General features: G+C 35.4%; 21 protein-coding genes and 4 pseudogenes. 1 reads left to right on the top strand and 24 read right to left on the bottom strand.

Annotation, left to right across the window (positions count from 1 at the left end):
- Positions 1 to 6: 6 nt before the first annotated feature.
- The 12 genes from OPR21_RS04100 to wmk (OPR21_RS04155) form a co-directional block, all read right to left on the bottom strand.
- On the bottom strand, positions 7 to 318 hold the full coding sequence (locus OPR21_RS04100) for a head-tail joining protein (protein WP_265030245.1): 312 nt from the start codon (positions 316 to 318) through the stop codon (positions 7 to 9).
- Positions 318 to 1,322, bottom strand: a complete 1,005-nt coding sequence (locus OPR21_RS04105; RefSeq protein WP_265030246.1) for a major capsid protein — start codon at positions 1,320 to 1,322, stop codon at positions 318 to 320. The genes OPR21_RS04100 and OPR21_RS04105 overlap by 1 nt, the downstream gene beginning before the upstream one ends.
- A gap of 25 nt (positions 1,323 to 1,347) precedes the next feature.
- Positions 1,348 to 1,716: a head decoration protein gene (locus OPR21_RS04110; RefSeq protein WP_077188124.1), complete on the bottom strand. Its 369-nt coding sequence runs from the start codon at positions 1,714 to 1,716 to the stop codon at positions 1,348 to 1,350.
- Positions 1,717 to 1,793: 77 nt separating this feature from the next.
- Positions 1,794 to 2,840 carry a S49 family peptidase gene (locus OPR21_RS04115; RefSeq protein ID WP_265030247.1) on the bottom strand — a complete coding sequence of 349 codons (1,047 nt, stop codon included), beginning with the start codon at positions 2,838 to 2,840 and terminating at the stop codon, positions 1,794 to 1,796.
- The gene (locus OPR21_RS04120) at positions 2,837 to 4,255 is read right to left on the bottom strand and encodes a phage portal protein (RefSeq protein ID WP_264735626.1); all 1,419 of its coding nucleotides are present in this window, start codon (positions 4,253 to 4,255) and stop codon (positions 2,837 to 2,839) included. The genes OPR21_RS04115 and OPR21_RS04120 overlap by 4 nt, the downstream gene beginning before the upstream one ends.
- Positions 4,252 to 4,935 carry a glycoside hydrolase family 25 protein gene (locus tag OPR21_RS04125; RefSeq protein ID WP_265030248.1) on the bottom strand — a complete coding sequence of 228 codons (684 nt, stop codon included), beginning with the start codon at positions 4,933 to 4,935 and terminating at the stop codon, positions 4,252 to 4,254. The genes OPR21_RS04120 and OPR21_RS04125 overlap by 4 nt, the downstream gene beginning before the upstream one ends.
- A gap of 218 nt (positions 4,936 to 5,153) precedes the next feature.
- Positions 5,154 to 6,098 carry an IS110 family RNA-guided transposase gene (locus OPR21_RS04130; RefSeq protein WP_264377456.1) on the bottom strand — a complete coding sequence of 315 codons (945 nt, stop codon included), beginning with the start codon at positions 6,096 to 6,098 and terminating at the stop codon, positions 5,154 to 5,156.
- 204 nt (positions 6,099 to 6,302) lie between these two features.
- Positions 6,303 to 6,467: a helix-turn-helix domain-containing protein gene (locus tag OPR21_RS04135; RefSeq protein ID WP_265030249.1), complete on the bottom strand. Its 165-nt coding sequence runs from the start codon at positions 6,465 to 6,467 to the stop codon at positions 6,303 to 6,305.
- A gap of 25 nt (positions 6,468 to 6,492) precedes the next feature.
- Entirely contained in the window at positions 6,493 to 7,401 is a 909-nt protein-coding gene (gene wmk, locus OPR21_RS04140) for a WO male-killing family protein Wmk (RefSeq protein WP_265030250.1), read from the bottom strand.
- A gap of 87 nt (positions 7,402 to 7,488) precedes the next feature.
- Positions 7,489 to 8,691, bottom strand: a complete 1,203-nt coding sequence (locus OPR21_RS04145) for a hypothetical protein (RefSeq protein ID WP_265030251.1) — start codon at positions 8,689 to 8,691, stop codon at positions 7,489 to 7,491.
- Positions 8,692 to 8,790: 99 nt separating this feature from the next.
- Complete coding sequence (locus OPR21_RS04150; RefSeq protein ID WP_265030252.1) at positions 8,791 to 9,447, bottom strand: JAB domain-containing protein; 657 nt, start codon at positions 9,445 to 9,447, stop codon at positions 8,791 to 8,793.
- Between the two features lie 170 nt (positions 9,448 to 9,617).
- Complete coding sequence (gene wmk, locus OPR21_RS04155) at positions 9,618 to 10,520, bottom strand: WO male-killing family protein Wmk (protein ID WP_265030253.1); 903 nt, start codon at positions 10,518 to 10,520, stop codon at positions 9,618 to 9,620.
- A gap of 113 nt (positions 10,521 to 10,633) precedes the next feature.
- Here wmk (OPR21_RS04155) and OPR21_RS04160 point away from each other — a divergent pair, with 113 nt between their 5' ends.
- Positions 10,634 to 11,581, top strand: coding sequence for an Rpn family recombination-promoting nuclease/putative transposase (locus tag OPR21_RS04160; protein WP_265030254.1), 948 nt, complete (start codon positions 10,634 to 10,636; stop codon positions 11,579 to 11,581).
- A 5-nt stretch (positions 11,582 to 11,586) separates the two neighbouring features.
- On the opposite strand, the gene OPR21_RS04165 is transcribed toward OPR21_RS04160, so the two are convergent.
- From OPR21_RS04165 to OPR21_RS04215, 12 genes and pseudogenes are all read right to left on the bottom strand, one after another.
- Positions 11,587 to 16,536: a latrotoxin-related protein gene (locus tag OPR21_RS04165; RefSeq protein WP_265030255.1), complete on the bottom strand. Its 4,950-nt coding sequence runs from the start codon at positions 16,534 to 16,536 to the stop codon at positions 11,587 to 11,589.
- Positions 16,533 to 16,628 (bottom strand): annotated as a pseudogene (locus OPR21_RS08585) (IS5-like element ISWpi1 family transposase); the annotation flags it as partial. The gene OPR21_RS04165 and the pseudogene OPR21_RS08585, both read right to left, overlap by 4 nt.
- 24 nt (positions 16,629 to 16,652) lie before the next feature.
- Positions 16,653 to 17,996 carry an IS66 family transposase gene (gene tnpC, locus OPR21_RS04170; protein WP_265022247.1) on the bottom strand — a complete coding sequence of 448 codons (1,344 nt, stop codon included), beginning with the start codon at positions 17,994 to 17,996 and terminating at the stop codon, positions 16,653 to 16,655.
- Between the two features lie 170 nt (positions 17,997 to 18,166).
- A pseudogene (locus tag OPR21_RS04175) lies at positions 18,167 to 18,912 on the bottom strand (IS5-like element ISWpi1 family transposase); the annotation flags it as partial.
- A gap of 37 nt (positions 18,913 to 18,949) precedes the next feature.
- Positions 18,950 to 19,672, bottom strand: a complete 723-nt coding sequence (locus tag OPR21_RS04180) for an AAA family ATPase (protein WP_265030256.1) — start codon at positions 19,670 to 19,672, stop codon at positions 18,950 to 18,952.
- 104 nt (positions 19,673 to 19,776) lie between these two features.
- Positions 19,777 to 20,865 (bottom strand): S49 family peptidase, encoded by a 1,089-nt coding sequence (locus tag OPR21_RS04185; protein ID WP_265030257.1) that lies wholly within the window; start codon positions 20,863 to 20,865, stop codon positions 19,777 to 19,779.
- A 14-nt stretch (positions 20,866 to 20,879) separates the two neighbouring features.
- A pseudogene (locus tag OPR21_RS04190) lies at positions 20,880 to 21,374 on the bottom strand (phage portal protein); the annotation flags it as partial.
- Between the two features lie 229 nt (positions 21,375 to 21,603).
- Complete coding sequence (locus tag OPR21_RS04195) at positions 21,604 to 22,551, bottom strand: IS110 family RNA-guided transposase (RefSeq protein WP_265029711.1); 948 nt, start codon at positions 22,549 to 22,551, stop codon at positions 21,604 to 21,606.
- Positions 22,552 to 22,778: 227 nt separating this feature from the next.
- Positions 22,779 to 23,687 (bottom strand): annotated as a pseudogene (locus OPR21_RS04200) (phage portal protein); the annotation flags it as partial.
- 120 nt (positions 23,688 to 23,807) lie between these two features.
- Positions 23,808 to 24,005 (bottom strand): type II toxin-antitoxin system RelE family toxin, encoded by a 198-nt coding sequence (locus OPR21_RS04205; protein ID WP_237350101.1) that lies wholly within the window; start codon positions 24,003 to 24,005, stop codon positions 23,808 to 23,810.
- Between the two features lie 93 nt (positions 24,006 to 24,098).
- Positions 24,099 to 24,386: a hypothetical protein gene (locus OPR21_RS04210; protein ID WP_265022891.1), complete on the bottom strand. Its 288-nt coding sequence runs from the start codon at positions 24,384 to 24,386 to the stop codon at positions 24,099 to 24,101.
- 39 nt (positions 24,387 to 24,425) lie between these two features.
- The gene (locus OPR21_RS04215; RefSeq protein WP_265030302.1) at positions 24,426 to 24,659 is read right to left on the bottom strand and encodes a gpW family protein; all 234 of its coding nucleotides are present in this window, start codon (positions 24,657 to 24,659) and stop codon (positions 24,426 to 24,428) included.
- Between the last annotated feature and the right edge of the window lies 1 nt (position 24,660).

Genomic DNA, 24,660 nt, shown 5'->3' on the forward strand with positions numbered 1-24,660 from the left:
TTAATATCAAACACTTTCTATTGCCTCAATTTTCCATATTTCACTCGAAGAATCTTTTAACGGTGGTTCAAAAATCTTGTAGAACCTTTTTTCAATCTTGATATAATCACCTATGCTAAAGGAAGTAACGTCCTGATCACGTATTTCTATAGAAGCAATTTGCTGAGTTAATGCTCCATCTGCACCTAGAGAGTACGTAGTCTCAGGACGTTTAATTAGCACTTTTATTCTACGAATGCCCTCCTTATTTTTATTACAATATGTGGCTTTCACTCCTAAATGCTCAAAACAATCTTCCAATAATTTTCCTATATTCATCAACTAGAACTAATTTTTACCAAAACTCCCGGACGATGGCACATTGGCAATGGATTCGACTGCGTATGTAAATCAGTTCCTCTATCAAATCTTCTTGGCTCTTGTTTTGCATAGAGTGGCTGTCCAAGAGTATTTACTGTCTCATTAAAGTCTGCTGGTGCAAAATATGTTGTAAATGTACTTGCTGTTCCTAGTGGAAAACAGTGACCTGTATCTCTTTCTATAAATCTTCTCACGGTTCCTTCAGGATCAGTTGCTTGCCCTCTATATTCCTCAAATGTGATTCCACAGAACGTAAATCCTGACCTCATATCATTCCTTAGCGCTGCTCCTTCTTGCCATCTTTCATATGCTTCTTTTACTTTAGCATGAGAAGTGAGTGCATCAAAAAACTCAGGGCTTACCAGTGCATGAATCCCGGTCATATATTCACCACTTAAGTTGTCTTCAATATGCCGCAATACTTCCAGACACTTACGTTTTACATCAGTTGTTGCTGTTCCCAGGGCAAAATTTACTACTTTTGGTGTTATTTCAAATTCGTTGTACAGATTTAATAATTCTGACCCATCAGCATCTAAAATTATTCCTTTTAGCGCTCCCATTCGCAAATGCTCTAATGTTATTGCATGTTTGTTTCTCATTAGCTGCAAATGATCAGTTATTACATCTGCAAGCGCTTTAAGTTCACTCTCTGATCCAAATGCCCTTATTCCTTGTACTTCTTCTGGCAGCACTACATCATCATGCGGAATGTGCGGAATCGTAAATGTTCTTACCTTTCTTTTTCCTCTTTTTCCTACTGTTGCTGGTGCTCCGGGTACTTGCGTTGGTAGTAAACTTAACACTCCGTTGTGTTCTTCTATCGTAATATGTCTAAATCTTACTGACCTACTTGGAAACAAATTTAAATTTTCAACACGTCCATAATTTATCGGCAATATATTCATCGCATTTGTTAGTGCCGTCATGCTAAATGCTGTATTCGTAAATGGATTTTGCATTCTTTTTTCCCCTTATTAATTTAAGTTACACTCCCTTGCGGACAATGATCCCTCGTCCTTCAAGTTGCTTTATTGCTGCAGCTTTTTGCTCTTCAGTGATACCTGTTGGCCACACAATTGCATGATCTGCTAGCATTGCTATACGTGTAATGATTACTGCTTTGGCATTTTCTGTCGCATTTACATCACTTACTATCGCACCTATTGCTGTTTGTGTACCATCTGTTGCAGTTGGATTTATTATCTTAATCATGTTATCCTTATCACTACCAACAACTGTACCAAGTTTAAGATTTTGTCCCTTGGCTACCGTTATTTGGTCTCTTGAATATAGACTTGATGCCTCATACTTTAATAAGTCACCTAGATTATTTTGTTCGATTATACAACTCATAAAATTTCCTCATTTATTTTCCCCTTTAGTTTTACCGCCATGTTTGTAATTGTTGTACGCGGCGGTTATAAAAAAACTTAAATACTTGATTGCGCTCTAGTCCTTGCTACCTCCATCATCAACTCTTCTCCTGAATTCTGCGGTATTGCACTCAGTATCTCTGTCTTTTTCGTTCTCTCTGCAAGTAATTCCATTAAAACTTCCCTGGCTTGCTCAATACTTACGCCTTGCTCTATAAATTCTTCTATTTTCTCTGGCATTCGTGATAAGTTACATAAACGTATTAATTCAAGAACTTCAGTACGATACTTAGTTAAATTATCAGTTTCTAGGTCAGTTGTAGTTTGTTCATTCATAGTAATACTCCTGTTTTTATTAATAGATGAAAGAATTGTAATTCCATCTGCAAGACCTATTTCTATTGCTCTCTCGCCAAAATATAGCCCTGCCTCCGTTGATCGAATCTTTTCAATTGAAAGACCTCTGTTCCTCGCTATTAGCTGCACAAACATTTCATATAGTCGGTCTACTTCTTTTTGTAAGCTTTCCAGACTTTCAGACGTCATTGGCTCATGTGGATTTAAATCATTTTTTCTACTTCCTGCAAATACTGTGGTATATTTTATTCCACATTTTTCATTAAATCCACTTTGATCTATATGACTTGCAATTACCCCTATGCTTCCTACTCCTGAGGTTCTGCTCACAAATACCTTTTCAGCGCTAGAGGCTATAGCGTACGCAGCAGAATATGCATCATCATTTGCTATCGCTATTATCCTCTTTTTTCCTCTTGATTCATAAATAAAGTCAGCTAGGTCAAATATACCGTTTACCTCTCCTCCGGGGCTATCTATTTCCAGTATAATTGTCTCTATGCTACTATCTGCTAATGCTTGTGTAATTTGTTCTTCTATTTGCTCATATGATGTCATTCCGAGCATTTCATCAAATGCACCAGGTTTTTTAGTTAAAATGCCATGTATCGGTATTATTCCTCTTTCACTATTTCTTACTGCATGTTTTATATTTTTAAAGATAGGCTGCTTTCCTGTTTGTAGTGACAGTAACTCAAAACTCCTTGGTTCTACCATTACACATCTGTTTAGCCATTGTTGTTTCATATCACCTCTTGATTTGCAGTAACCTCAGAATCAAAACTTAAGCCCAGTTCGCTTGCACGTCTTTGATCTTCTGCTATTTCTTGGTCAATTTCTTCAACATCGTAACCCATTTCTGATACTACTTCCGATCGACTCTTAAATCCATTTCTTACTGCCATTTGTTGTGCTTGCTGATCTTTCAGTGGATCCACCCAATCAAATCCCTGTGGTATCCATTTTACTTCTTCTTTCGCTGCTTTTACTACTTTTTCATCTATACTCAGTTCTCCACAAAGCACTGCTAATTCTAGCCATCTATTCCAAATAGGTCTACAAAACTGGAACACTATCACGTTATGCTGTAACATTGCACACCTTCTGCGAAACTCTATCAGCCCTGCTCGAATGGATGAATAATTAACACCTGTTAAATCTCCTGTTAGCTGCTCATATGTTATTCCTGTACCTATTGCTATTGCCCTCAGTTGCTGTCTCATGAATGCTTCATAACTTCCTCCTACGTCTGATGGTTCTGAAAATTTTATGTCCTCTCCTGGGTCTAAAAGCTGCATTGTTCCAGGTTCCAGGCCAGATAGTGCTACTCCTTGCTCACTTGCTTCACCTTCTCCCATGATATTTGCTTCTGGATCGAGTCTCGTAATAAATCCAGCAAACATTGCTGCAGTTTTCTTTCTCACCAGCTCTGCATCATCATATTGATCAAGCTCATAAAGCTTCAGCAGTATATTAGAAAGCCAAGGCTCCCCTCTGATTTGCCCAGGTCTTAATGGTCTATAAATATGTAAAACATCATTTGCTGGCACTCTCACTGATTCACCAAACGAGCCTTCACCAGGGTGTTCTTTAAATAGGTAATATGCTTCTCTTTGCCCAAGCTTGTTAAACTCAATCCCGTTTCTTATTACATTACCATTTCCTAAAGTTTGATTTGTTTTATTATCTAAATGTTCAGACTCAAGTACTTGCAGTTGTAATGGCACAGAAAATCTATCTTCCAGCTTTCTCGTTCTTAAACGTACAAAACATTCTCCTCCCTCTATCATACTTCTGCATACTAGAGCTTGTAATCCATAAAAATCACTTATTCCACAGCTATCTGCTTCATCTGTCCATTTTAGCCATAATTCTTGCACTTTCTTTCTAAATTCTCCATCTCTTGCTTTTGATTGTGGTTTTATTCCTGTTCCAATAGAGTTACTTACTATTGTATCAATGATATTTGCTGCATATGGATTTTTTCTTACCATATCCCGAGAGCGGCTACGTAAGTGCCCAAGGCTCTGAGAAAGTAAATTATTTATGCTTCCTGTTTCTCCTTGCCAATACATCACTCTTCTTCCTGAGCCTGACGCATCCCAAGCAGAACTTTTGATTTTTGGCTTACTAAATAGTTGTTTGAAATTTTTCAGCATCATACTAACCAAAATTCTCTTAATTCTTTCAAAGTTCCGTTAAATTTATTTCTGTCACATTTTCCGATTCCTTCTACTTCATGTGGCTCTGGATTTGTTTTACCGTCAGTATATTGCCATAAAATCCAATCATTCCAGCCTTTTGGTAATGTGAGCTCTTTTCTCCAGCTTGCTATCCATAATGGACATTTTGTCAAAGTTGGTGTGGCAAAATCCTTAAGAAAATAGCTACTGCCATAAATTAGGGGTAATCTTCCTGTTACTTCTTCAACTCTCTTTACAAATTCCTCAGCTTGCTTAACTGCAATATTTTTGCCACTTTTGTTTTCTTCAATATCCAGCGCAAGTATGGTATTTTTGCTTTCGCCTACCGTTTTTAGAAAATGATCAGCTTGATTCTTGCCGTTTCCTTCTGTGCCAAAATGATATGCTCCCCAGAGTAATCCTTCTTCTTCAGCTTTCTTTCTTCTTTTCGCATACTTTGAATCCACATATTTTAGCCCTTGTGTTGCCTTGTGAATTACTCCAACTATACCATTCTCTTTGTCTAGCTTAAAATTCACATTTTCTTGCCAATGTGACAAATCTATTATTCCATTTACCGGACTCTCTCTATTCTCCCATAGTTTTATAAAAGTTTTTAATTGCTCTAAAAATTCAGAATATTCCTCTTTTACAATCAACTATGTTTTTTAAAATTTTTTGAGTTTAGTCTCATTTGTTCATAATTTTGCATTTTTATTCAATTGAAAAATGTATTTTGGCAACAAAGATCCCAGTTTATACAGAAAGAAATTTATATCAAACAGCAACCACTGCTTAGATTTTATGGTTAACGAATATGTGCTTTAAATGTGTGTAGACGCACATATCCGTTAACCTATTTTCTATGCAGATTTTTTTATTTCATATTAATTGCTTCTTTAAGTCTTGCATTGGCAATTACTATGATTTTTCGCATTAGAGCTGTTATAGCTACCATCTTCTTTTTACCTCTACCAATAAGATTAGAGTAAAAAGCACCAAGTGCAGATTTAGATCTTGCAGCGGCCATAGCAGCTGTAAAAAGCTTTGCACGAACATTGCTTCTACCACCTGTTATCCTTCGGTAACCAATAGTTTTACCGCTTTCTTTTGGATGTGGAGCAACCCCAGCAAGACTTGCAACTTCTTTTTTGTTTAGGTAGCCAAGTTCTGGCATTAGACACACAAAAACTTGAGATAGCTTGAGACCTATTCCTGGCACTGTTCTCAGGATCTTTTGACGCTTTTGTAACTCTGGATTTTTATCAATAATTCTTTGTATGGCATCGTTGAACTCATTTATCTGATTGGTAAAAAAGTCTATTGTTTTTTGGCAACTTTCCTTTATATAGTCGTTTTCAGGTGCTGCAAGCCTACATTTCTCTTGAGTTCTCATTTGCGTAATGTCATCACGACGTTGACAGAGTGCAACTAAGGCAGTTTGTTCTTTTGACATAGGCACAAATAGAGATAGAGCACTATAGCGTTCAAAACCATATTGAGCAAGGGCTTTTGCATCTGATTGATCAGTTTTTGCTAAAGTTCCATGTGATATGATAAAACTTTTTACTTTACGAGTATTAGCTCGATGCACAGCAACATTCATATCAACAAGAGAACGTGCTAAACCAAGCTCATATTTTCCTGTATTTTCTAAAGTTACAAAAGAATTAGGTAGAATATTTGAAAATTCTTGAAACAATTGTTGCCAACCAGCATCATTATTATTGAACTTGATAGTGTTTTTTTGGTTGTACACTGCAGCAACATTTTTGAATTTTCCAATATCAATGCCAATAAAATTTTGATAAGATGCAATCATAATAACCTCGATAGTTTAATTAATTTAAGATTGTAAACGGGTGCACATATATGTCCCACACAACTATTCAAACGTATCGAGGGATAGGGCTAGTGTACCTTGATGGCTACGGTTGTAATACCAATTTTCATTCGGTCGCACACGCCCGTGATAGCCCTATTCCTATAGTGAGTAGGGTTATCTTTCCCTCTTATCTCTTTTATATCACATTTTTAACTTACAATTTTCATAGCTGTTCACTTCTTGGTATGTTAAACCTATTTTACTTGCTAATTCTATTTGAGTATGCCCTCGCATTAACCTGCTATTTTCCATTTTTTGCCCTATTTTGTAACTTATAGGACTAACATCTCTTACAGAAACAAACATATATACCTTATTTAGAAATAAATTTTCATCCAATTTGATCAGCAGATAAACCAACTATTTGCAAAATAATATCAATAGAAAGTCCTCCTTTTACTAGATCTCTTGCAACTTTGATCCTTTCCGCTTTTCTCACTTTTTTTTCACAAATCCTTATACCTTCAAACAGAGACTCTCTTAATGCATTACGTAGTTCTTGGCTCTCAATTTCTTTGTATTCTTTAATCAAATCAGGTAGCTCATTTTCTATCTCATCTCCTGTGAGTTCAAGTAGGTCCATGATGTTAATTGATAATACCTTTGCTATTCCATATAATTTATCAAGTGGAACAGAAGTCCTTCCTTGTTCATAGTTGCTTATTTCGTGACGGGTTGTATTCATTTTCTCTGCTAAATCTTTTTGAGTATACTCTCTCACTAGCCTCCATTCTTTTATCTTCTTTCCTATTTTGTAGTAGATAGAACCTGTTTTTTCTTCAACACATTCATCAGCAGAGAGACCAATTGTTTTCGAAACAACGTCAACAGAAATTCCTGCTTTGACCAAACCTTTTGCAATCTTTATTTTCTCTGCTTTTTTACTACTTTTCTCACTAACTTGAACAAATTTGGTTAGTAAACAAAATATTTTACGTAGCTCCTGATCATTAATCTTTTTATATTCTCTTACTAGATTTAATATTTCTTCTCCCTCATCTTCAAGACAGCTTTTTGATATAGGAATTAGATCCGTAATACTGATTGATAGTGCCTCAGCTATAGCATATAACCTTTCAATTGGAACTCTACGATTCCCTTTCTCATATTGCAGTATCACCCAATACTTTACACCAATTTTCTCAGCTAAATCTTTCTGAGTATACCCTCGCTCTAACCTCCAACTTTTTAATTTTTCTCCCACTTTATAATCTAGACTTTTTTCCACAAAAAGAACCATACATATAATATTTTATACTATAGCTCAAAGGCTCCAGATATAATGGTAAAAAAAACCTCTGGAACCTTAAAGTTGCCTGTAGACGCATTAAAGTTCCCGAAAGGTTTCTTTACTACCTCCACATACCCTATTTACCCATGAAGACGGAGACAATACTTCATCATTGCTAATCTCTTTTATAGCATACTTTTCACTCCATATGCCACATCTAGTGAAATTACCTTTCTCTACTGCTTCTTGAAGTTTTACTCCCCCAAAAAGGCAGTTTTTTCCTATTTCTTCGTCTCTTTTTTGTAACTCAGCCCACATTTCCTTATTTTCTACTCTCACTTGCACCTGATCTGCCTCTTGGTACAATACAATATTTAGCTTACCAATGCTCGTAGGAAATTCTAACATGACAGAGCTGCCATCTGAAATATCGGTATAGTTTCTTATACCTCCCTTCTCACTTTTAACCTCAACTGCATCATTACCAATTTTTAAAATATTACTTCCTAACTTTCTGTTTGCTTCCAGTATTTTGGCAACTTCTACTTTACTGTTCTCAGAAAATTCCACAAAAAACGTCCTATTATCTATTTCTAGATCTATTAAAGCTCCTTCCTGAATAGCACTTTCGCCAGCTTTCTCTAGTTCTTCTAGTCTCTTATCTATCTGTGGCTGAACTTCTGGCTGTAGCTCATTATAGATTTCACCTATCAGTTTATTCTGCAGTAGAGTATCATGAAACTCTGCACCACTTAGCATTAATTTACGCATTATCTTTTTTCGATCATCTTTTTCTAACCTGTGAAAGTGTGTGCCTAATATCATGTATTCTGCAAAGCTCCATTCTCCATCATTACATGCATTTAGCCTTGCTCCAGAAGCTAGTGCTTCGTCTACAGCCTTGTGCAGTTCATTTGGACTTTTTGCTCTTACCACAGCACTTTTAAGCCAGCTCAACTTTTCTGCACTTGGCTTTATTTTTTGCAAAGCTGAAGCAAATGGATTTAACCCTTCTGGATAATCTGCTTGATTACTCAAAGGTTTTGTGCCATAAATATAGTCAAATCCTTTCCCATAGTTGATTTGGTTTTCGCGAACTTCTCTACCAGGGAAAGGTACTATTTCTTTATCTCCAGGCTTTTTAGCTTTATTAGTTTTGCTTACAAAGGTGTCTTTAGTACGACCAATTCCTACAATAGCATTTAACATCTCACCTTTTGACAATTTATCAAGATCAACGTTTAACTCGTAAACACCTCCCTCTTTATCACTAAAAGGTACAATTATTCTATTATTCATATTAGCCTCCGCTATTAAATATACTTTCTAAGTGTACAGTTATTATATACTTTATTACTCATTATAAATCATAGTGGGTAGATTTGCAAATACTTTCTGCTATAACAATCCACTTTCTCTAAAACTAAAATAGCCCCCACTTGTAATGATAATATGATCAAATAATCTAACGCTTACAGTACTACATGCTGCTGCTAAGCTCTTTGTTACTGCTTGATCTTCTTCTGAAGGTTCTAAACTTCCCCCAGGGTGGTTATGTGACATTATTATTGATGTTGCATTTTTTATTAATGCTTTTCTTGTAATCTCCTTTATATACACTGGTGCTTTTTCCATTTCACCAATATAGGATTCTTCTCCAATTAGTTGACGCCTTTTATTCAAGTACAGTATTTTTACACATTCCCTCTCTGCATGACCTATACTTACGTTTAAGTACTCTACTAGCCCTTGTAAGTCCATTATTGGCTCACTCTTAAGCTTTTCTCTCAGTACCCTTTCCAGTGTTTCCTTAACGCACATAATCATTGCTACTGCAGAATCAGTCACTCCTTCTATAACTTTCAGGTCATCCATTTCTCTACCTAAAATCCTTCCTACTCCTGCATAAGTATTCACCAGATTTTTAGCAATTTCCTGAGCTTGTGGCCTTTCATGCACTGCACTTAGAAACGTTTCCATTATTTCACGATCAAGTAGTGCTTTGCCTTTGCTTTCTAATATTCTGAATTCTATTTCCTCTTTACTTTTATTCATATAATTTACCCTTCACTAATAACAAAATGTTTTTATATATTTACTGCTGTTTTTTTGTCAGCATTGGCATAAGGCCATAGCTTTCGAGTGAAGTCAAATCAATTTTTCAATCTTTTTTACTTATTTTTTCATCAAGAAGTGAAAATATTCATATATAATGATTTTTTATTTTAAATTTGTTGAATTTCGTTCGAAGAGATGCCTACCGCTTGCAAAATAATATCAATAGAAATTCCTCCTTTCACTAAATCCTTTGCAATTTTCATCTTTTCTGCTCTTTTCACTTTCTCTTCGCAAATTTGTATGCTTTCAAACAGAGATTTCATTAGTGCATAACGTAGTTCTTGGCTTTCAATTTTTTTGTATTCTTCAATTAAATTAGGTACCACTTTATCATCTGCATCCTCTGTTAGTTCAAGTAGGTCCATGATATTAATCGATAACGCCTTTGCTATCTCATATAATCTTCCCAGTGGAACAGCAGTTCTTCCTTGTTCATAGTTGCTTATTTCGTCACGTGTTGTATTCATTTTCTCTGCTAAATCCTTTTGAGTATACTCTCTCACTAGCCTCCATTCCTTTATCTTTTTGCCTATTTGGTAGTATATGGAACCCATTTTTTCTTCAATATATTCATCAGCAGAGAGGCCAATTGTTTGTGAAATAATCTCAACAGAAACTCCTCCTTTAATCAAACCCTTTGCAATTTTTACTTTCTCTGCTTTTTTACTACTTTTCTCACTAACTTGAATAAATTTGGTCAGTAAAAAAAACATTCTACGTAACTCCTGACCGCCAATCCTTTTATATTCTCTTATTAAATTTAGTTCTTCATTTTTAAGGCAGATTTTCTCATTTGATACAGGAATAAGATCTATGATGCCAACCGATAACATTTCTGCTATAGCATACAATTTCTCAATCGAAATTTTACGTGTTCCTTTTTCATATTGTAGTACTACTTGATACGTTACGCCAATTTTTCCCGCTAAATCTTTTTGAGTATAACCTCGCTTTAACCTCCAGCTCCTTACTTTTTGTGCTATCTGATACCTTATTGAGATGTTTGCCATAAATATTATACAGGTTAATACTACCAAATAAAGATATACAAAATGTTTGCATTTTAGTTGAATATTTCTTCATAATTGTGTATAATTATTAATGCTTTTTATCTTACTTTCTCATGGCTCTTTCAAAATTTTTAGATCCTAAGCTTGATTTAACATTTAAGAAAATTTTTGGTACTGAAAAAAATAAGAATATTCTTATTCACTTTTTGAATGATATTTTGGGATTTACTGAAATAAATACTATACAAGAAGTCGAATTCCTTAGCACCATTATGGACCCTGAAATTGCCTCTGATAAGCAGAGTATTGTTGATGTTCTGTGCAGAGATTCAACTGGGGCCAGATACGTGATTGAGATGCAACTCGCTCGTGATAAAGGCTTCGAAAAACGGGCTCAATTATATGCTGCTAAGGCTTACTCAAGGCAGGCTGATAAAGGTGGTAAGTACATTGATTTAAAGAAGGTTTTCTTTATTGCTATTTCCAATTGTAATTTATTTCCTGATAAGCCTGATTATATATCTAGCCATACCATAAGAGATGAAAAAACTAACGAGCATGATTTAAAAGATTTTCAATTTATCTTCATTGAGCTGCCAAAGTTTCCTAAGAATAGAGAAGAGCAGCTAGAAAATGTAGTAGATCGTTGGCTATTTTTCTTCAAATATGCAGAAGAAACGACCGATGAAGATTTAAGAAAAATAGCAGAAAAATCACCGATAATAAAGTTAGCATATGATGAGTTAGATAAGTTTCATTGGAACGAGAAGGACCTAGTGGCTTATGAAGAAAGAGTAATGGATTTACAGAAAGAAGCTGCTATCCTGGAACAAAAACTCGATGATGCTAAACATAAAGGTAGACAAGAAGGTAGACAAGAAGGCATCCAAATCGGCCATGAAAAAGGTAAAATTGAAGGTATAGCAGAGGGTGAACAACAAGCTAAAATAGCTGTGGCTAAAAATCTACTTAGTGCTGGAGTCTCTACTGACATCATATCACAAACCACAGGTCTTTCTTTCGGTGAGATCAAACAGCTGCAGGCAGAAAAGACCACATAGTCCCCTCAATTTATCGCTCTGCTTATTCCTTGGACCACTGATGTTCCATTTAAGAATGTATCCGGCTTTTTAGATAACTGTACTTTCCTTGAAACTTCCTGACCTAAAACTTTAGAAGGCTTTTCTACTTTCTGCTGTAGTATCATAGTTTCTTCCTTAGCTAAAACTTCTTCTAAGTTACTCTTTAAATGATCTAGAAACTTATCAGTTTGTTTAAACTCTGGACACGCTTCTTTTGCAAATGAATATAGGGTTTTTGCTATTTCAGAAAATTTTCCATTTATTATTTTTCCAATTATAGCTGATTGCACTACCACAGGATCAAAGTTTAGATTTGTCACTGATATTCCTGACTTAATAGCAGTTTTATTCAACACTTTCTCAAATCTATTTGTAATATTTAATGCATAACCCTGTGCCTCCAGTGAAGATATAGACTGATCTACTGTAGAAATATACTTTCGACCCGTAACCTTTCTAATCAATAAGTCAAGCAACATTATTGTGCTATTCACATCTATTTGCGCATCAACTTGCGAGATTGAACTTGTAGTATTTGATGTTCCCACAGATTTAGAACTTAACAACCCACCTACAGAATCTCTTACCCAACCAAATAAATCATTTATCCATCCAGTCGACCTAATACCGCTACTTGTACTACGACGATGACGAATTTGCTCTCTGTGTCTACTATGCCTATGTCTATGCATTACAGGTTGGTCTGATAACATAATAACTTCTGGACTGCTTTTTGTATGATTGAAGACACCATTATAGACTTGATCCTTATGTTCTTTTTTCACAACATTCACATCTCTTGCAGTACTTATTTCTTTCTGATGCTCTTTTAGAATTATTTCCTTATCAGCAAACTTTATTGATAATGTTGACATTTTAAGTTCTTCATAAAACTTACTTAATACTATCGTACATAGATCATTTTTAGCTACATTAACATCAAAAGCATTCGTTACTATTAGATCACTACCATGATCACTAACAAAGCTATAGTTTCCTGCTCTTCTAGGTGTTATTAGTTCAGTGTTTTCTTCTATATCTTGACTTGTTACAATAATAACTTCTTTATCCTTTTCAAACATCAAAGGCTGTGGTTTCAAACTCCACTCATTATTATCAAGGTTGATTTTCATAGGAGCATTATCCACAATCACATGAGTTTTGTTATACCAATTAACCCCATCTTTTAATCTCACAGTACAATACTCATGTTTTCTCATCTTGCTTACAGATGAATCTTCTGTTGGCTTCACTTCAACTACTGTTGCTTTTAATAACAAATCATTTGCAGATTTTAGAACTTTTAATTGAAAATGATCTTGATTTGAGAGTTTACCTCTTACCTGCCTTACTAAATTTCTCAGGTCAATCGTATCTACCGAACTTTCTATATCAAGGTCATAAATAATCACTTCAGGTATAGCAACTTCAAACTTTTTGCTTTCAGAGTCAATTACATATACATTTTCACCACCATTGCCCACTAAATGACTCTTTTGTAGTGGATTATTATGTATTACCTCGTAATTTCCACTTCCTATTGCAACTGTTTCATTACTTAACAGTGATTGTATAAAGAATGACATTCTATTTAGTCGATTTGCTACAACCAAGTAATCCTTTATAATTTCATCAACTGATTTATTAGTGTTCTCAAGCATATACAAGTTGCCCTTATTTCCTACTTTTATTTCAGTATTATTACCTAGTCTATAAGAAGGATTAGATGCACCAGAGATTGTTATATTAAATTCCTTGTCTGACATTGGTGAAAAATTGAACGTAATTATATGTGAAGTCTTATTTAGTACATTTATATTTCTCACGTCGACATTCTTTATCTGAGCAGGTTCATACTCAAATGCAAAAGTATTATTTAAGTTCAACGCTTCAGCAGTATAAATGAAATCAACTTTAGTGCTACCAAGTGCATATGGTACAATATAGTGAAAATCTCCTTCCAATGCTCGATTGTATATAACGGTATTAGGCCCTACCACTACTTGCATCTCATAAGCGCAATCCTTGTCATGTATGTTTATGTGATCTACAAACTCTTCACTACCACTTTGGCCATCCACGAACTTAATATCACTAGCATCACTATCACATGTAATAAACACTTGATCTGCTTTAGCTTTTCTACCTAAGAACTTATTTATTCCACTCATTCCGAAAAAGTTTTTTCGATAATGATCTTCAACCTGTCCTATATGTAATTTTACGTCTATAGATCCTTCTTCTGGAGCAAATGATGTAAGATCTAAAGTATTCACTCCACCTTCTCCATAAAAATATCCTGTTATAGAGCTTCCCTGTAAAATAAATATATCGTCTTTATTACCACCGAAATATCTTTTAGATCCATTATTCACTACAAAGATATTCGGACTATCTATAAATCCTTTTGCATAATCTTCACCTTCTCCTAAGTTAATTAGAGTATAATTTCCTGTTTTATTAGTAGATAAGTCAGTTATGCCAATTACATTTTTACACAAATAAGATCCATAACTTGGAGCAAAACTATAATTTCCTTGTGGTAAACAGAATAAATAACCTCCTCTTGGATTATCTGGCTTTGCTCTGCTCCATTTTATATCAGTTCTTTTTCTATCAAGCTGTACTGTACTGTCTAAATCTACCTCAAATTTAGTTGTGCATTCCTCAGCATAACGTGTAACTGTATGTGTTTTTAAACATCTACCTCCCAACCCACCACTACTGCATTCGCTTGTCTTATATGGTACTTTACGACAAGAATCTACAACTGACTTACCAGTAGGAAAGACATAGCTTTGAATATCGCTATGTTGTTTTAAATACTCAAGTCCTTGCCTTGCTAATTGATTGCTAACTTGTTTTTCTTGCAGTAACTCTTGTATATGATTTTCAGGTTGCATACCTATAAATGCACATAAACCTTCAACAAATTTCTCTTTTCCAGTTAAGTGAATAATTTGATCAATTTTATCAACTCTTTTCACTGCCATATAAATATCAGTACCAACAAATACTACAGCTCCAATTGTTGCTCCAATAGGTCCAGTAACAGAGGACACTCCTTCTAATACTTCAAAAGCTTCAGCGATTTCTATACCAATCTCTGCAGCTTCAACTCCTAGGTAAATGCTATCTCCTACTACGCCAACCAATGCTTCTTCAGTACCATTTTTAAATGCTTTTACCTGATTTACTAGATCATAGACAACAAAGGCAGAAGTACCACGGGCAAGAAAAGGAGAGGCAGCTCCTAAAGATCTACCAAGTAATAACTTTCCCTCTGAAGCTATCTCTAATCCTTTCATAGATGCAGCTTGAGCAACTTTAGCAAATCCTTGACCACCGGCTATAAAACCAACATTAATTGCTACACCTTGATAATCTCCATTTAAAAAGTCAGCCAAAACATTTTTAGCCATCATTCCATGCATAGCAATACCGGATATTTTCCCGACTCTAGAGAGATGACTTATGACTTTTTGATTACTAATCAGCTTATTAACCAAACTTTGAGATTCACCAGTAATTTTTACCCCACTGGCCAATTGAATTAGCTGACTCTGCTTTTCCTGCTGCAGATCTTTAATGTAATTAAGAAACTTTTCACTATCTATCTTAATCTTACTCAAATCTCTTTTCTCATCTTTTTCTGTATTGAATTCATCCACATCTTTCCAAGTGAATTGACATTCACTTTCTGCTTCTCTTTTGCTTCTCTGTGGCAAACAGTCTTCTGCTTTAAATCTCTTTGACTCTTGTAAGCTACTTTCAGATCCTCTTCTTTTTAAGTTATTTTTTCTCAATTCTAGAATTTCATAACATTTTTCGAGAAATTCACTTTTAGATTGATTAGGATGTTCACTTCTCCACTTAATTAGGTCTATTATTTGGTTTATGTAATCGCTTGAAAGTTTATATTCAAATTCACCTGCAGGATCAATCACTAGAAGCTCTTTTTCAGCATCAATTAACTTTAGTCCTGCTTTTCCTAGTATAAATAAATAATCTATACTCTCTGATGCTGCAATTGTAGTTTTACGTTGCTCATTTAATATACCTTTAACAAGTTCCAGTGTTGTCTTGAGTTGTTCAGATGTAAAAGGTAATTTCCTATTCTCTTCTACGGAAAAGCCGACAAAACGCACAAGCATCTTAAGAAAAGATAGCTTATTAACCTGTGGAAGCTCTTTTGCCCCTTCCCCGGCTCTATTTACAACATAATTAATTAGGTCAACAAAAATGCCATTTGAGTAAATGTATGTATCACCACCAATCTTATCATATAAAACAGAGTTAAATCTTTCTGACATTTCAGAAGTGAGGATCTCTAAAACCCTAGATATTAGAACACCTTTTCTTTCTAGCCACGTTAGACCTTTATCTTTATAGATCTCATTGATAGACGATTTAGTATATTCAATAATATTTGCATGATGAGCAATATGAGTGAAAAAAGATTGCAAAAATCCACATGTTGTCATGTCTCCCAACGCTGAATCAATCAGACCGCCGTTTCCGACACTCAAGCCTTTCAGAAAATTTATTGTTTTCTCTGTATACTTCTTCTGAATACTTTCATCAGAGTCAATATACAATTTAATATGATCCATGAAATCTTTGTAATCAAACTCAAGAGCAAGAGATAAGTATGGCAAATTTTCTAAGTTTATCTTTCTTTCTAAGATTGAATATAAAAATTCCAGGGGATTTTTGTATTGATCTGCATTATGAGTACCGCTTATCCTGCTAAAATTCTCCTTAATTTCATCAAAAACTGGCAGTTTTACTTGTAATATCTTTGCTAAGTATTGACGTTCGAGCTTATCTTGCTTTTTACACTCATTTAAGAAATAACCTATTGCACCATCAAGCCTTCTTTCTAAAATACTATCTACAAAACTAAGAGGTTGTCCGGAAACTAGTAAATTCAAGCATATTCCCTCTTTAACATAACCCTACTCATAGCTAGGTATATGAAATTCTCAGTGGATGTTGTGAGTAAATCATACTCCTTCGATAGCCGTAACCGTTCACGGAATATTCCCAATTAGGCAGGAATAGCGACTAAATTCTGTAGTTTCTGGACAGGATTCTGATCATTCAAACGTGCAGTCAAAAATATCGAAAGCATTCTTTCAATGAACTTTTCTCCACGTTCTGACCAAGTGAAAAAACTATTTTTACGATAAATGACGTACCGTCTAGCCTGACGTTCTGCAAGGTTATTGGTTGTCTCGATCAGATCAGGATTGCGCACGAATCTCCACATCATATCTTCAGAACGTAGTATATTGGCAGCCATTCTCGAGGCCTGAGTTCCTTTTGCAACCCTTGTTATCTCTCGCAAAAAATGTTTCACCCTTTTTCGAATCTTCCTCATTAACCGGAAAAATCTTAAATTGTCTATCAGGTTTTGTTTACGTGCTCTATCTACCACAAATACCCTGTTGCTCAGCGATTTTAATGCTGCGCCAATTCTGCTCACTTCAACATTTTTACTGTAAAAAAACCTTTCAAAGTCCCTTGCTAAATGGGCCCAGCATATCTGTCTGTTTTCACGATTAAAGTAATTATACGCAGCATACCTATCGCTTATAACTATTCCATCATACTCTGGCAATAGCCCTTTTAATATCTTCTTTCCGCGAGATCCAACTAACTTCATAAGTGTTGCTGTTTTATTCGTTACTACCCAACTCCAACCTTTCTTTCCCTGGTTCCTATGGCTTGTTTCATCTATATGTAAATACTTGCTTTTCCGTAGCTCTTCTCTTATTTTTTCGTATTCAGATATACATTTTTCTGATACTCTACCCTCGGTCTTTGATACCAAACCTAGGCTTATATTCAGATTAAATATGCTGCTCAAAATTTGCTGTACTTCCCTTTTTGAATTGATAAAAAATCCACTAAAACTGCTAATTACTGCTTTTGCATTAGCTCCTAAAAGATCCCTTGTCACACCTTCAGGCAGACTAGCTGAGATCCTTTTCTTACACGCCTTACAGTAGCCTTTTTGTAGCCTATATTCAGTCACTATCGGTTTAATTTTTGGCAATTCAACCTTTTGATGCACAGTTTCTTCTTCTAAAATAACTTGGCTTCCACACATGCAAATTGTATCAATTGAACATTTTACCACCTCATCTGCTACCATCAATTCCCGCTTGTGCGCTTCATGTCCTGGCTGCCCGCCTGGTTTTTTATCGCTCTTCTTTTTTGTCTTTTTGCGATATACATCTTGCGATGGTGGCAGCGATGAATTTTTTGAATTTAAACCCAGCTTATCCTCTAGCTCAATTATTTTTGTCCTTAACTTATCATTCTCTGCTTTCAGAGTACCAACTTCTGACTCCAATACCACAATCTTTTCTTGTAGCACCTCTATCATCAACCCCTCATCTATCTAGTTTATTGTTTTTTATACTAATTATGCAATTTTTGTAAACTACTTTCTTATACCGTGAATGGACAAAGTTGATAAGCCTAAACGCCATCATGTCTTTAGGAGAGTCTGCTAATGAAGGCTCTTAAGTTGACGCCATTGCGTGAACGGTTACTCGATAGCCTTCTATTCCTATTAACCCAAGCAAAAGTCCTTTCTACAACCCATCTTCTTGGCTGTACTTTAAACCCTTGTTCTCTTGTTGGTAGTAGCTCAGGTGGCGTATCTTTGTGCACCCAAAATCTACATGGAGGCCTTGTAACAATTTCAATATCTATGTCATATTCTTCCTTTATGTGATTCTTTAAATTTCTTCCTTGGTATCCCATGTCAGCCCACATTTTTTTAACTTTAGTATATTTTGTTCTCATATTGTTTAATGCTATTTTAATACCATCTCTATCATTTTCGTTAGCAGCGCCTACGTAACAACCTAGTATAAAACCCTGAGTGTCTGTAATTATATGCCTTTTTCTACCCTTTACTTTTTTACTTCCATCATAGCCTTTGATCCCCCCTTTTCTGTAGTCTTTACAGATTGACTATCTACTATACAGGCACTCGGCTGCTCATTCCTTCCTATTTTTCTTCTACTATATTTTGTAATTTCATAATTCATTTTCTCAAAAATTCCCTGCTTCTTCCATTGCCTGAACTGCTCATACACAGTCTTCCATAGCGGAAAATCATTTGGTAAATACCGCCATTGACACCCTGTACGCAATACATAGAAAATTGCTTCTAATATTTCTCTTTTGCTATACTTTGGCGGCCTTCCTCCTTTCTTGTATGATACTCTGAAGTGTTTTTCTATTCTTGCCCATTCCCTTTCGCTTAGATCTGTTGGATACTTTTTTCTCATCTTTACCCCGTACTAAAATTTCAGATATTATAGCCTTTTACTTGTTTCCGGACAACCTCTGAAAGCAGATCTCATTAATATTTTGTGCTGCTGACAGTCCTTTACTTATTTCTTTTAGGTAATGTGGTATTCCTCCCATTGCCATATAGATCTGTAATATCTGCTGATTGTTTAGATTAACTCCTAAATATCTTAAATACTTTTTAGTTTCGCATAGGTTAAAAGGCTGCAATCGTATTCTTGCAGTAATACGATTATGTAATCCACCTTTATTATATATTAAATTTTCTAACATCCAAGAAGCTGCTGAACCACACACAACCAATTTTAGCTTTTTTCGGTATGTCCAATACACATTCCAAAAGTGTTCCAGTGCTACTAAGAATCCTGATTTTCGTGCAGCTAGCCATGGTAACTCATCAAAAAATATCACAACTTGTTTATCTCTATACATATCAATCGAAAGAGTTAATTGATGTAACGCATCCATCCAGTCTTTAGGCGTAGTCATCCTTACGCCATTGTAAAAAGCTTTAGACAATGATTCTGCAAAGATCTCAAGCTGCGCCTTTAAGTTACCTTTGTTAAGGCCTGTCTGCTCAAATAAGATTACATCACGTTTGCTAAAAAATTGTTTTATTAAATATGTTTTTCCCACACGACGTCGACCATACACTGCAATAAACTCAGCAAATTGTGAGCAAAGCCTACTTTCTAAAATAGCTATTTCTTTTTCTCTACCAATTATTGGCTCGTTCATACAATTTGTCGCGACGTATGCTAGCATTATATTCCGCAGTTATAAGATAATCAATTTTATTTTACCGCGGCTTATGTTAGCGTGATATACCGCGGTAAAGAGTCTCAAATGCCTGCTCGATTTTTCGCCACCTGTATCATCAAGTCTTCTGCTGAATTCTGTGGTATCGTACTCATTATCTCTGTCTTCTCCACTTGTTTGGCTAATATCGACATTAATACCTCTTGCACTTGTTTCGGACTCATGTTCTGTTTTATAAATTCTTCTATCCTTTCTGGCATCTTTGATAAATTACATAATCTTATTACCTCTAATACTTCCGTGCGGCAGCTCTCATACCCTAAACATCTTCCTTGTTCAATTAGATCATCAAAATCAATTGCGTGTTCTTTTATCTCAGTTTTAGTCATGTTACTCCTATAATTGTCAATAAATTCTGAAAATGTCGTAATTCCATCAGCAAGTCCTATCTCTATTGCTTTCTCGCCAAAATATAGCCCTGCTTCTGTTGATTTGATTCTTTCCGTGGAAAGGTTTCTGTTTCGTGCTATGAGCTGCAAAAACATTTCATATAAGCGATTTACTTCATCTTGAAGACTTTCCAAGCTCTCAGAAGTTATCGGCTCATGTGGGTTTAAATCATTTTTTCGACTGCCAGCAAAAACTGTGGTATATTTTAGGCCTTGGCTTTGATCAAATCCACTTTGATCTATGTGACTTGCTATTACTCCAATGCTTCCTACTCCTGATGTTCTGCTCACAAATACCTTCTCAGCGCTTGAAGCTATAGCATATGCAGCAGAGTATGCATCATCATTTGCTATCGCTATTATCCTCTTTTTTGCTCTTGATTCATAAATAAAGTCAGCTAGGTCAAATATACCGTTTACCTCTCCTCCGGGGCTATCTATATCAAGCAGAATAGTTTCTATATCTTTGTTTGATAATGCTTCTTCTATTTCTTCTTGAATTTTCTCATATGATGTCATTCCCAGAAAATCGTCAAAAGCCCCTGGTTTTTTGGTCAAAATTCCATGTATTGCTATTACTGCTGTTTTTTCTATATTCTGATTTACTGTATGTTTTATATTTTTCAAGATAGGTTGTTTTCCCTTATATAGTGACAACAGGTCAAAGCTTTTTTGCTCTATCATCATCGGCCTACATAGCCAGTTGGTTTGTAAAATTTCCATAAAGTAAACGAGATTTATTTTGTTTGTGTCCTGACATCAGAATCAAAGAAAAGGTTGAGAGAATCAGCACGCTTTTGATCTTCTGCTATTTCTTGGTCAATTTCTTCTACATCGTAACCCATTTCTGATACTACTTCCGATCGACTCTTAAATCCATTTCTTACTGCCATTTGCTGTGCTTGCTGATCTTTCAGTGGATCTACCCAATCAAATCCCTGTGGTATCCATTTTACATCTTTAAATACTTGATTATCTGTTGTAGAAAGCTCTCCAGATAAAGTGGCAAGTTCTAGCCATCTACTCCATACTGGTCTGCAAAACTGGAATACCATAATGTTGTGTTGCAGCATAGCACATCTACGACGAAACTCTATCAGCCCTGCTCGAATGGATGAATAATTAACACCGGTTAAATCCCCTGTTAGTTGCTCATATGTTATTCCTGTACCTATTGCTATTGCCCTCAGTTGCTGTCTCATGAATGCTTCATAACTTCCTCCAACATCTGATCAACTATGTTTTTTTAAATTTTTTGAATTTAGTTTTATTACAACTCTTGTTTATAACTTTGTATTTTTATTCAATTAAAAAATGTATTTTTGGTAACAAAAACCCTAGTTTACTACAGAAAGAAATTTATATCAAACAACTACCACTGCTTAGACCGTATGGTTGATGAATATGTGCTTTAAATTTGTGTGGGCGCACATATTCATCAACCTATTTTCTATGCAGATTTTAAAAATTTACGTTGACTGCTTCTTTAAGTCTTGCATTAGCAATCACTATAATTTTACGCATTAGAGCTGTTATAGCTACCATCTTTTTTTTACCTCTACCAATGAGATCAGAATAAAAAGCACCAAGTACAGATTTAGACTTTGCAGCAGCCATAGCAGCAGTAAAAAGCTTTGCACGAACATTGCTTCTACCACCTGTTATCCTTCGGTAACCAATAGTTTTACCGCTTTCTTTTGGATGCGGGGCAACTCCAGCAAGACTTGCAACTTCTTTTTTGTTTAAGTAGCCAAGTTCTGGCATCAGGCATACAAAATCTTGAGATAACTTGATACCTATTCCCGGTACTGTTCTAAGTATTTTTTGGCGCTTTTGTAACTCTAGATTTTCATCAATGATTTTTTGTATTGCATTATTGATCTCATTTATCTGACCGTTAAAAAAGTCAATGGTTTTTTGGCAACTTTCTTTTATATGCTCGTTTTCAGGTGCTTTCAGTCTACATTTCTCTTGAACTCTCATTTGTGTAATGTCATCACGTCGTTGACAAAGTGCAACTAAGGCTGTTTGTTCTTTTGACATAGGCACAAATAGAGATAGAGTACTATAGCGTTCACATCCATATTGAGCAAGAGCTCTTGCATCTGATTGATCAGACTTTGCTAAAGTTCCATGAGATATGACAAAGCTTTTTACTTTGCGAGTATTAGCTCGATGTACAGCAACATTCTTATCAACAAGAAAATGTGCTAAGCCAAGCTCATATTTTCCAGTGTTTTCCAAAGTTACTAGAGAATTAGGTAGGATATCTGAAAATTTTTGAAACAACTGTTGCCAACCAGTAGCATCATTGTCAAACTTGATAGTGCTCTTTTGGTTGTGAGTTGCGGCAACATTTTTAAATTTTCCGATATCAATTCCAATGAAATTTTGATAAGATGTAATCATAATAAATAACCTCGATAGTTTAATTAATTTAAGATTGTAAACGGGTGCATACATATGTCCCATGCAACTATTCAAACGTATCGAGAGATGGGGCTAGTGTACCTTGATCTGAACGGTTGTAATACCAATGGCTCTTCGGTCGCACATGCCCGTGATAGCCCTATTCCTATAGTGAGTAGGGTTATCTTTCCCTCTTATCTCTTTTATATCACATTTTTAACTTACAATGGCTCTGAAAATTTTATGTCCTCTCCTGGGTCTAAAAGCTGCATTGTTCCAGGTTCCAGGCCAGATAGTGCTACTCCTTGCTCATTACTTTCACCTTCTCCTAAAATATTTGCTTCAGGATCGAGCCTTGTAATAAACCCTGCAAACATCGCTGCTGTCTTTTTTCTCACTAATTCTGCATCATCATATTGATCAAGTTCATAGAGCTTTAGCAGTATACTCGAAAGCCATGGCTCTCCTCTAATTTGCCCAGGTCTCAGTGGTTTATAGATATGTAAAACATCGTTTGCTGGTACTCTCACTGATTCGCCAAATGAGCCTTCTCCTGGATGTTCTCTAAATAAGTAATATGCTTCTCTTTGCCCAAGCCTGTTAAACTCAATCCCGTTTCTTATTACATTACCATTTCCTAAAGTTTGATTTGTTTTATTATCTAAATGTTCAGACTCAAGTACTTGCAGTTGTAATGGTACAGAAAATCTATCTTCCAGCTTTCTCGTTCTTAAACGTACAAAACATTCTCCTCCCTCTATCATACTTCTGCATACCAGAGCTTGTAATCCATAAAAATCACTTACTCCGTTACTGTCTGCTTCATCTGTCCATTTTAGCCATAATTCTTGCACCTTCTTTCGAAATTCTCCATCTCTTGCTTTTGATTGCGGTTTTATTCCTGTTCCAATAGAGTTACTTACTATTGTATCAATGATATTGGCTGCATATGGATTTTTTCTCACCATATCACGTGATCTACTACGTAAAGTTTCAAGGTTTTGAGACAGCAAATTGTTTATACTTCCTGACTCTGGTTGAAAGTGAAAAAATCTTCTTCCTGAACCTGCTGCATCCCATGCAGAACTTTTGATTTTTGGCTTACTAAATAGTTGTTTGAACGATTTTAATAACATTTTGCCTCTTTGATCATGCAGCAGTTTGTTGCGCAATTTGACATTAAAAAATTACAGCAAGCTGCTGGAGAGTCTGGCTGTTAACACTTATGCATGAGGCTCTTGCACAAATACCAACGCTTATTCTGGGCTGCGTTCATAAATGTCCTTCCGATGTCCCATTGCAGTAATAGTTACTGTGTGTTTTGAGTAGTTTATCCTATAAATTACACGATAATCACTTACTCGTATCCTAAAATACCCTTTGAATTCATGCGATAATGCTTTACCTATTGCTTTAGGGTTGGTTGCAAGACGACTATCTACAGCTCTTCTCACTCTAGATCTTATCGTTGGTGGTAATGCAAGAAAGTCCTCCTCAAGAACTCTTTTTGAATAGATAATATCGTATCCCAGCTTGTATCTCCACCTTTAGACTGTTTTTGCAGATAATATTCTACTCCAATCTACATCCTCACTTCTAATTTCTTCATCACCTCTAGCATCACGCTCAAGAGAAAGCTTAGCCAACTTTATATCTACTTCATCTATTTCATCATCTTCTTCAGATAATTTACTTGCTTCAATTTCTTCTTCCACTAGGTCCTTTACAACTTCTTCTATAGTTCTATTTTGAACTTTTGCCATTTCTATAAGGTAGTGAGCAAACTCCCCCTCAAAATTTACATTAACATTAAGCCTTTCTTGATTTTGATCCATATTTTAACTAGAAAATACCAATTTTAAACTATAACATTTTTACACAATTTTGTCAATCCCCTTACTTGTCGCAATCACAATTCTTCTCTTCGGTCTCACACCTGCAACTTTCAGCTCAGCTTTAATACGTTGTCTTAAGCTCAGTAGATCCTTTATCTGAACTTCAGCATATCTCACAACATGGTCACCATATGCAATTGATACCACTCGTTCTCCGTTTTGTAGTTTCTTTATCGCTTCTTCGACTTGAATTAAATACTCTTCGCTGTACATC

The organism is Wolbachia endosymbiont (group A) of Philonthus cognatus (assembly GCF_947251755.1).
Lineage (GTDB): Bacteria > Pseudomonadota > Alphaproteobacteria > Rickettsiales > Anaplasmataceae > Wolbachia > Wolbachia pipientis.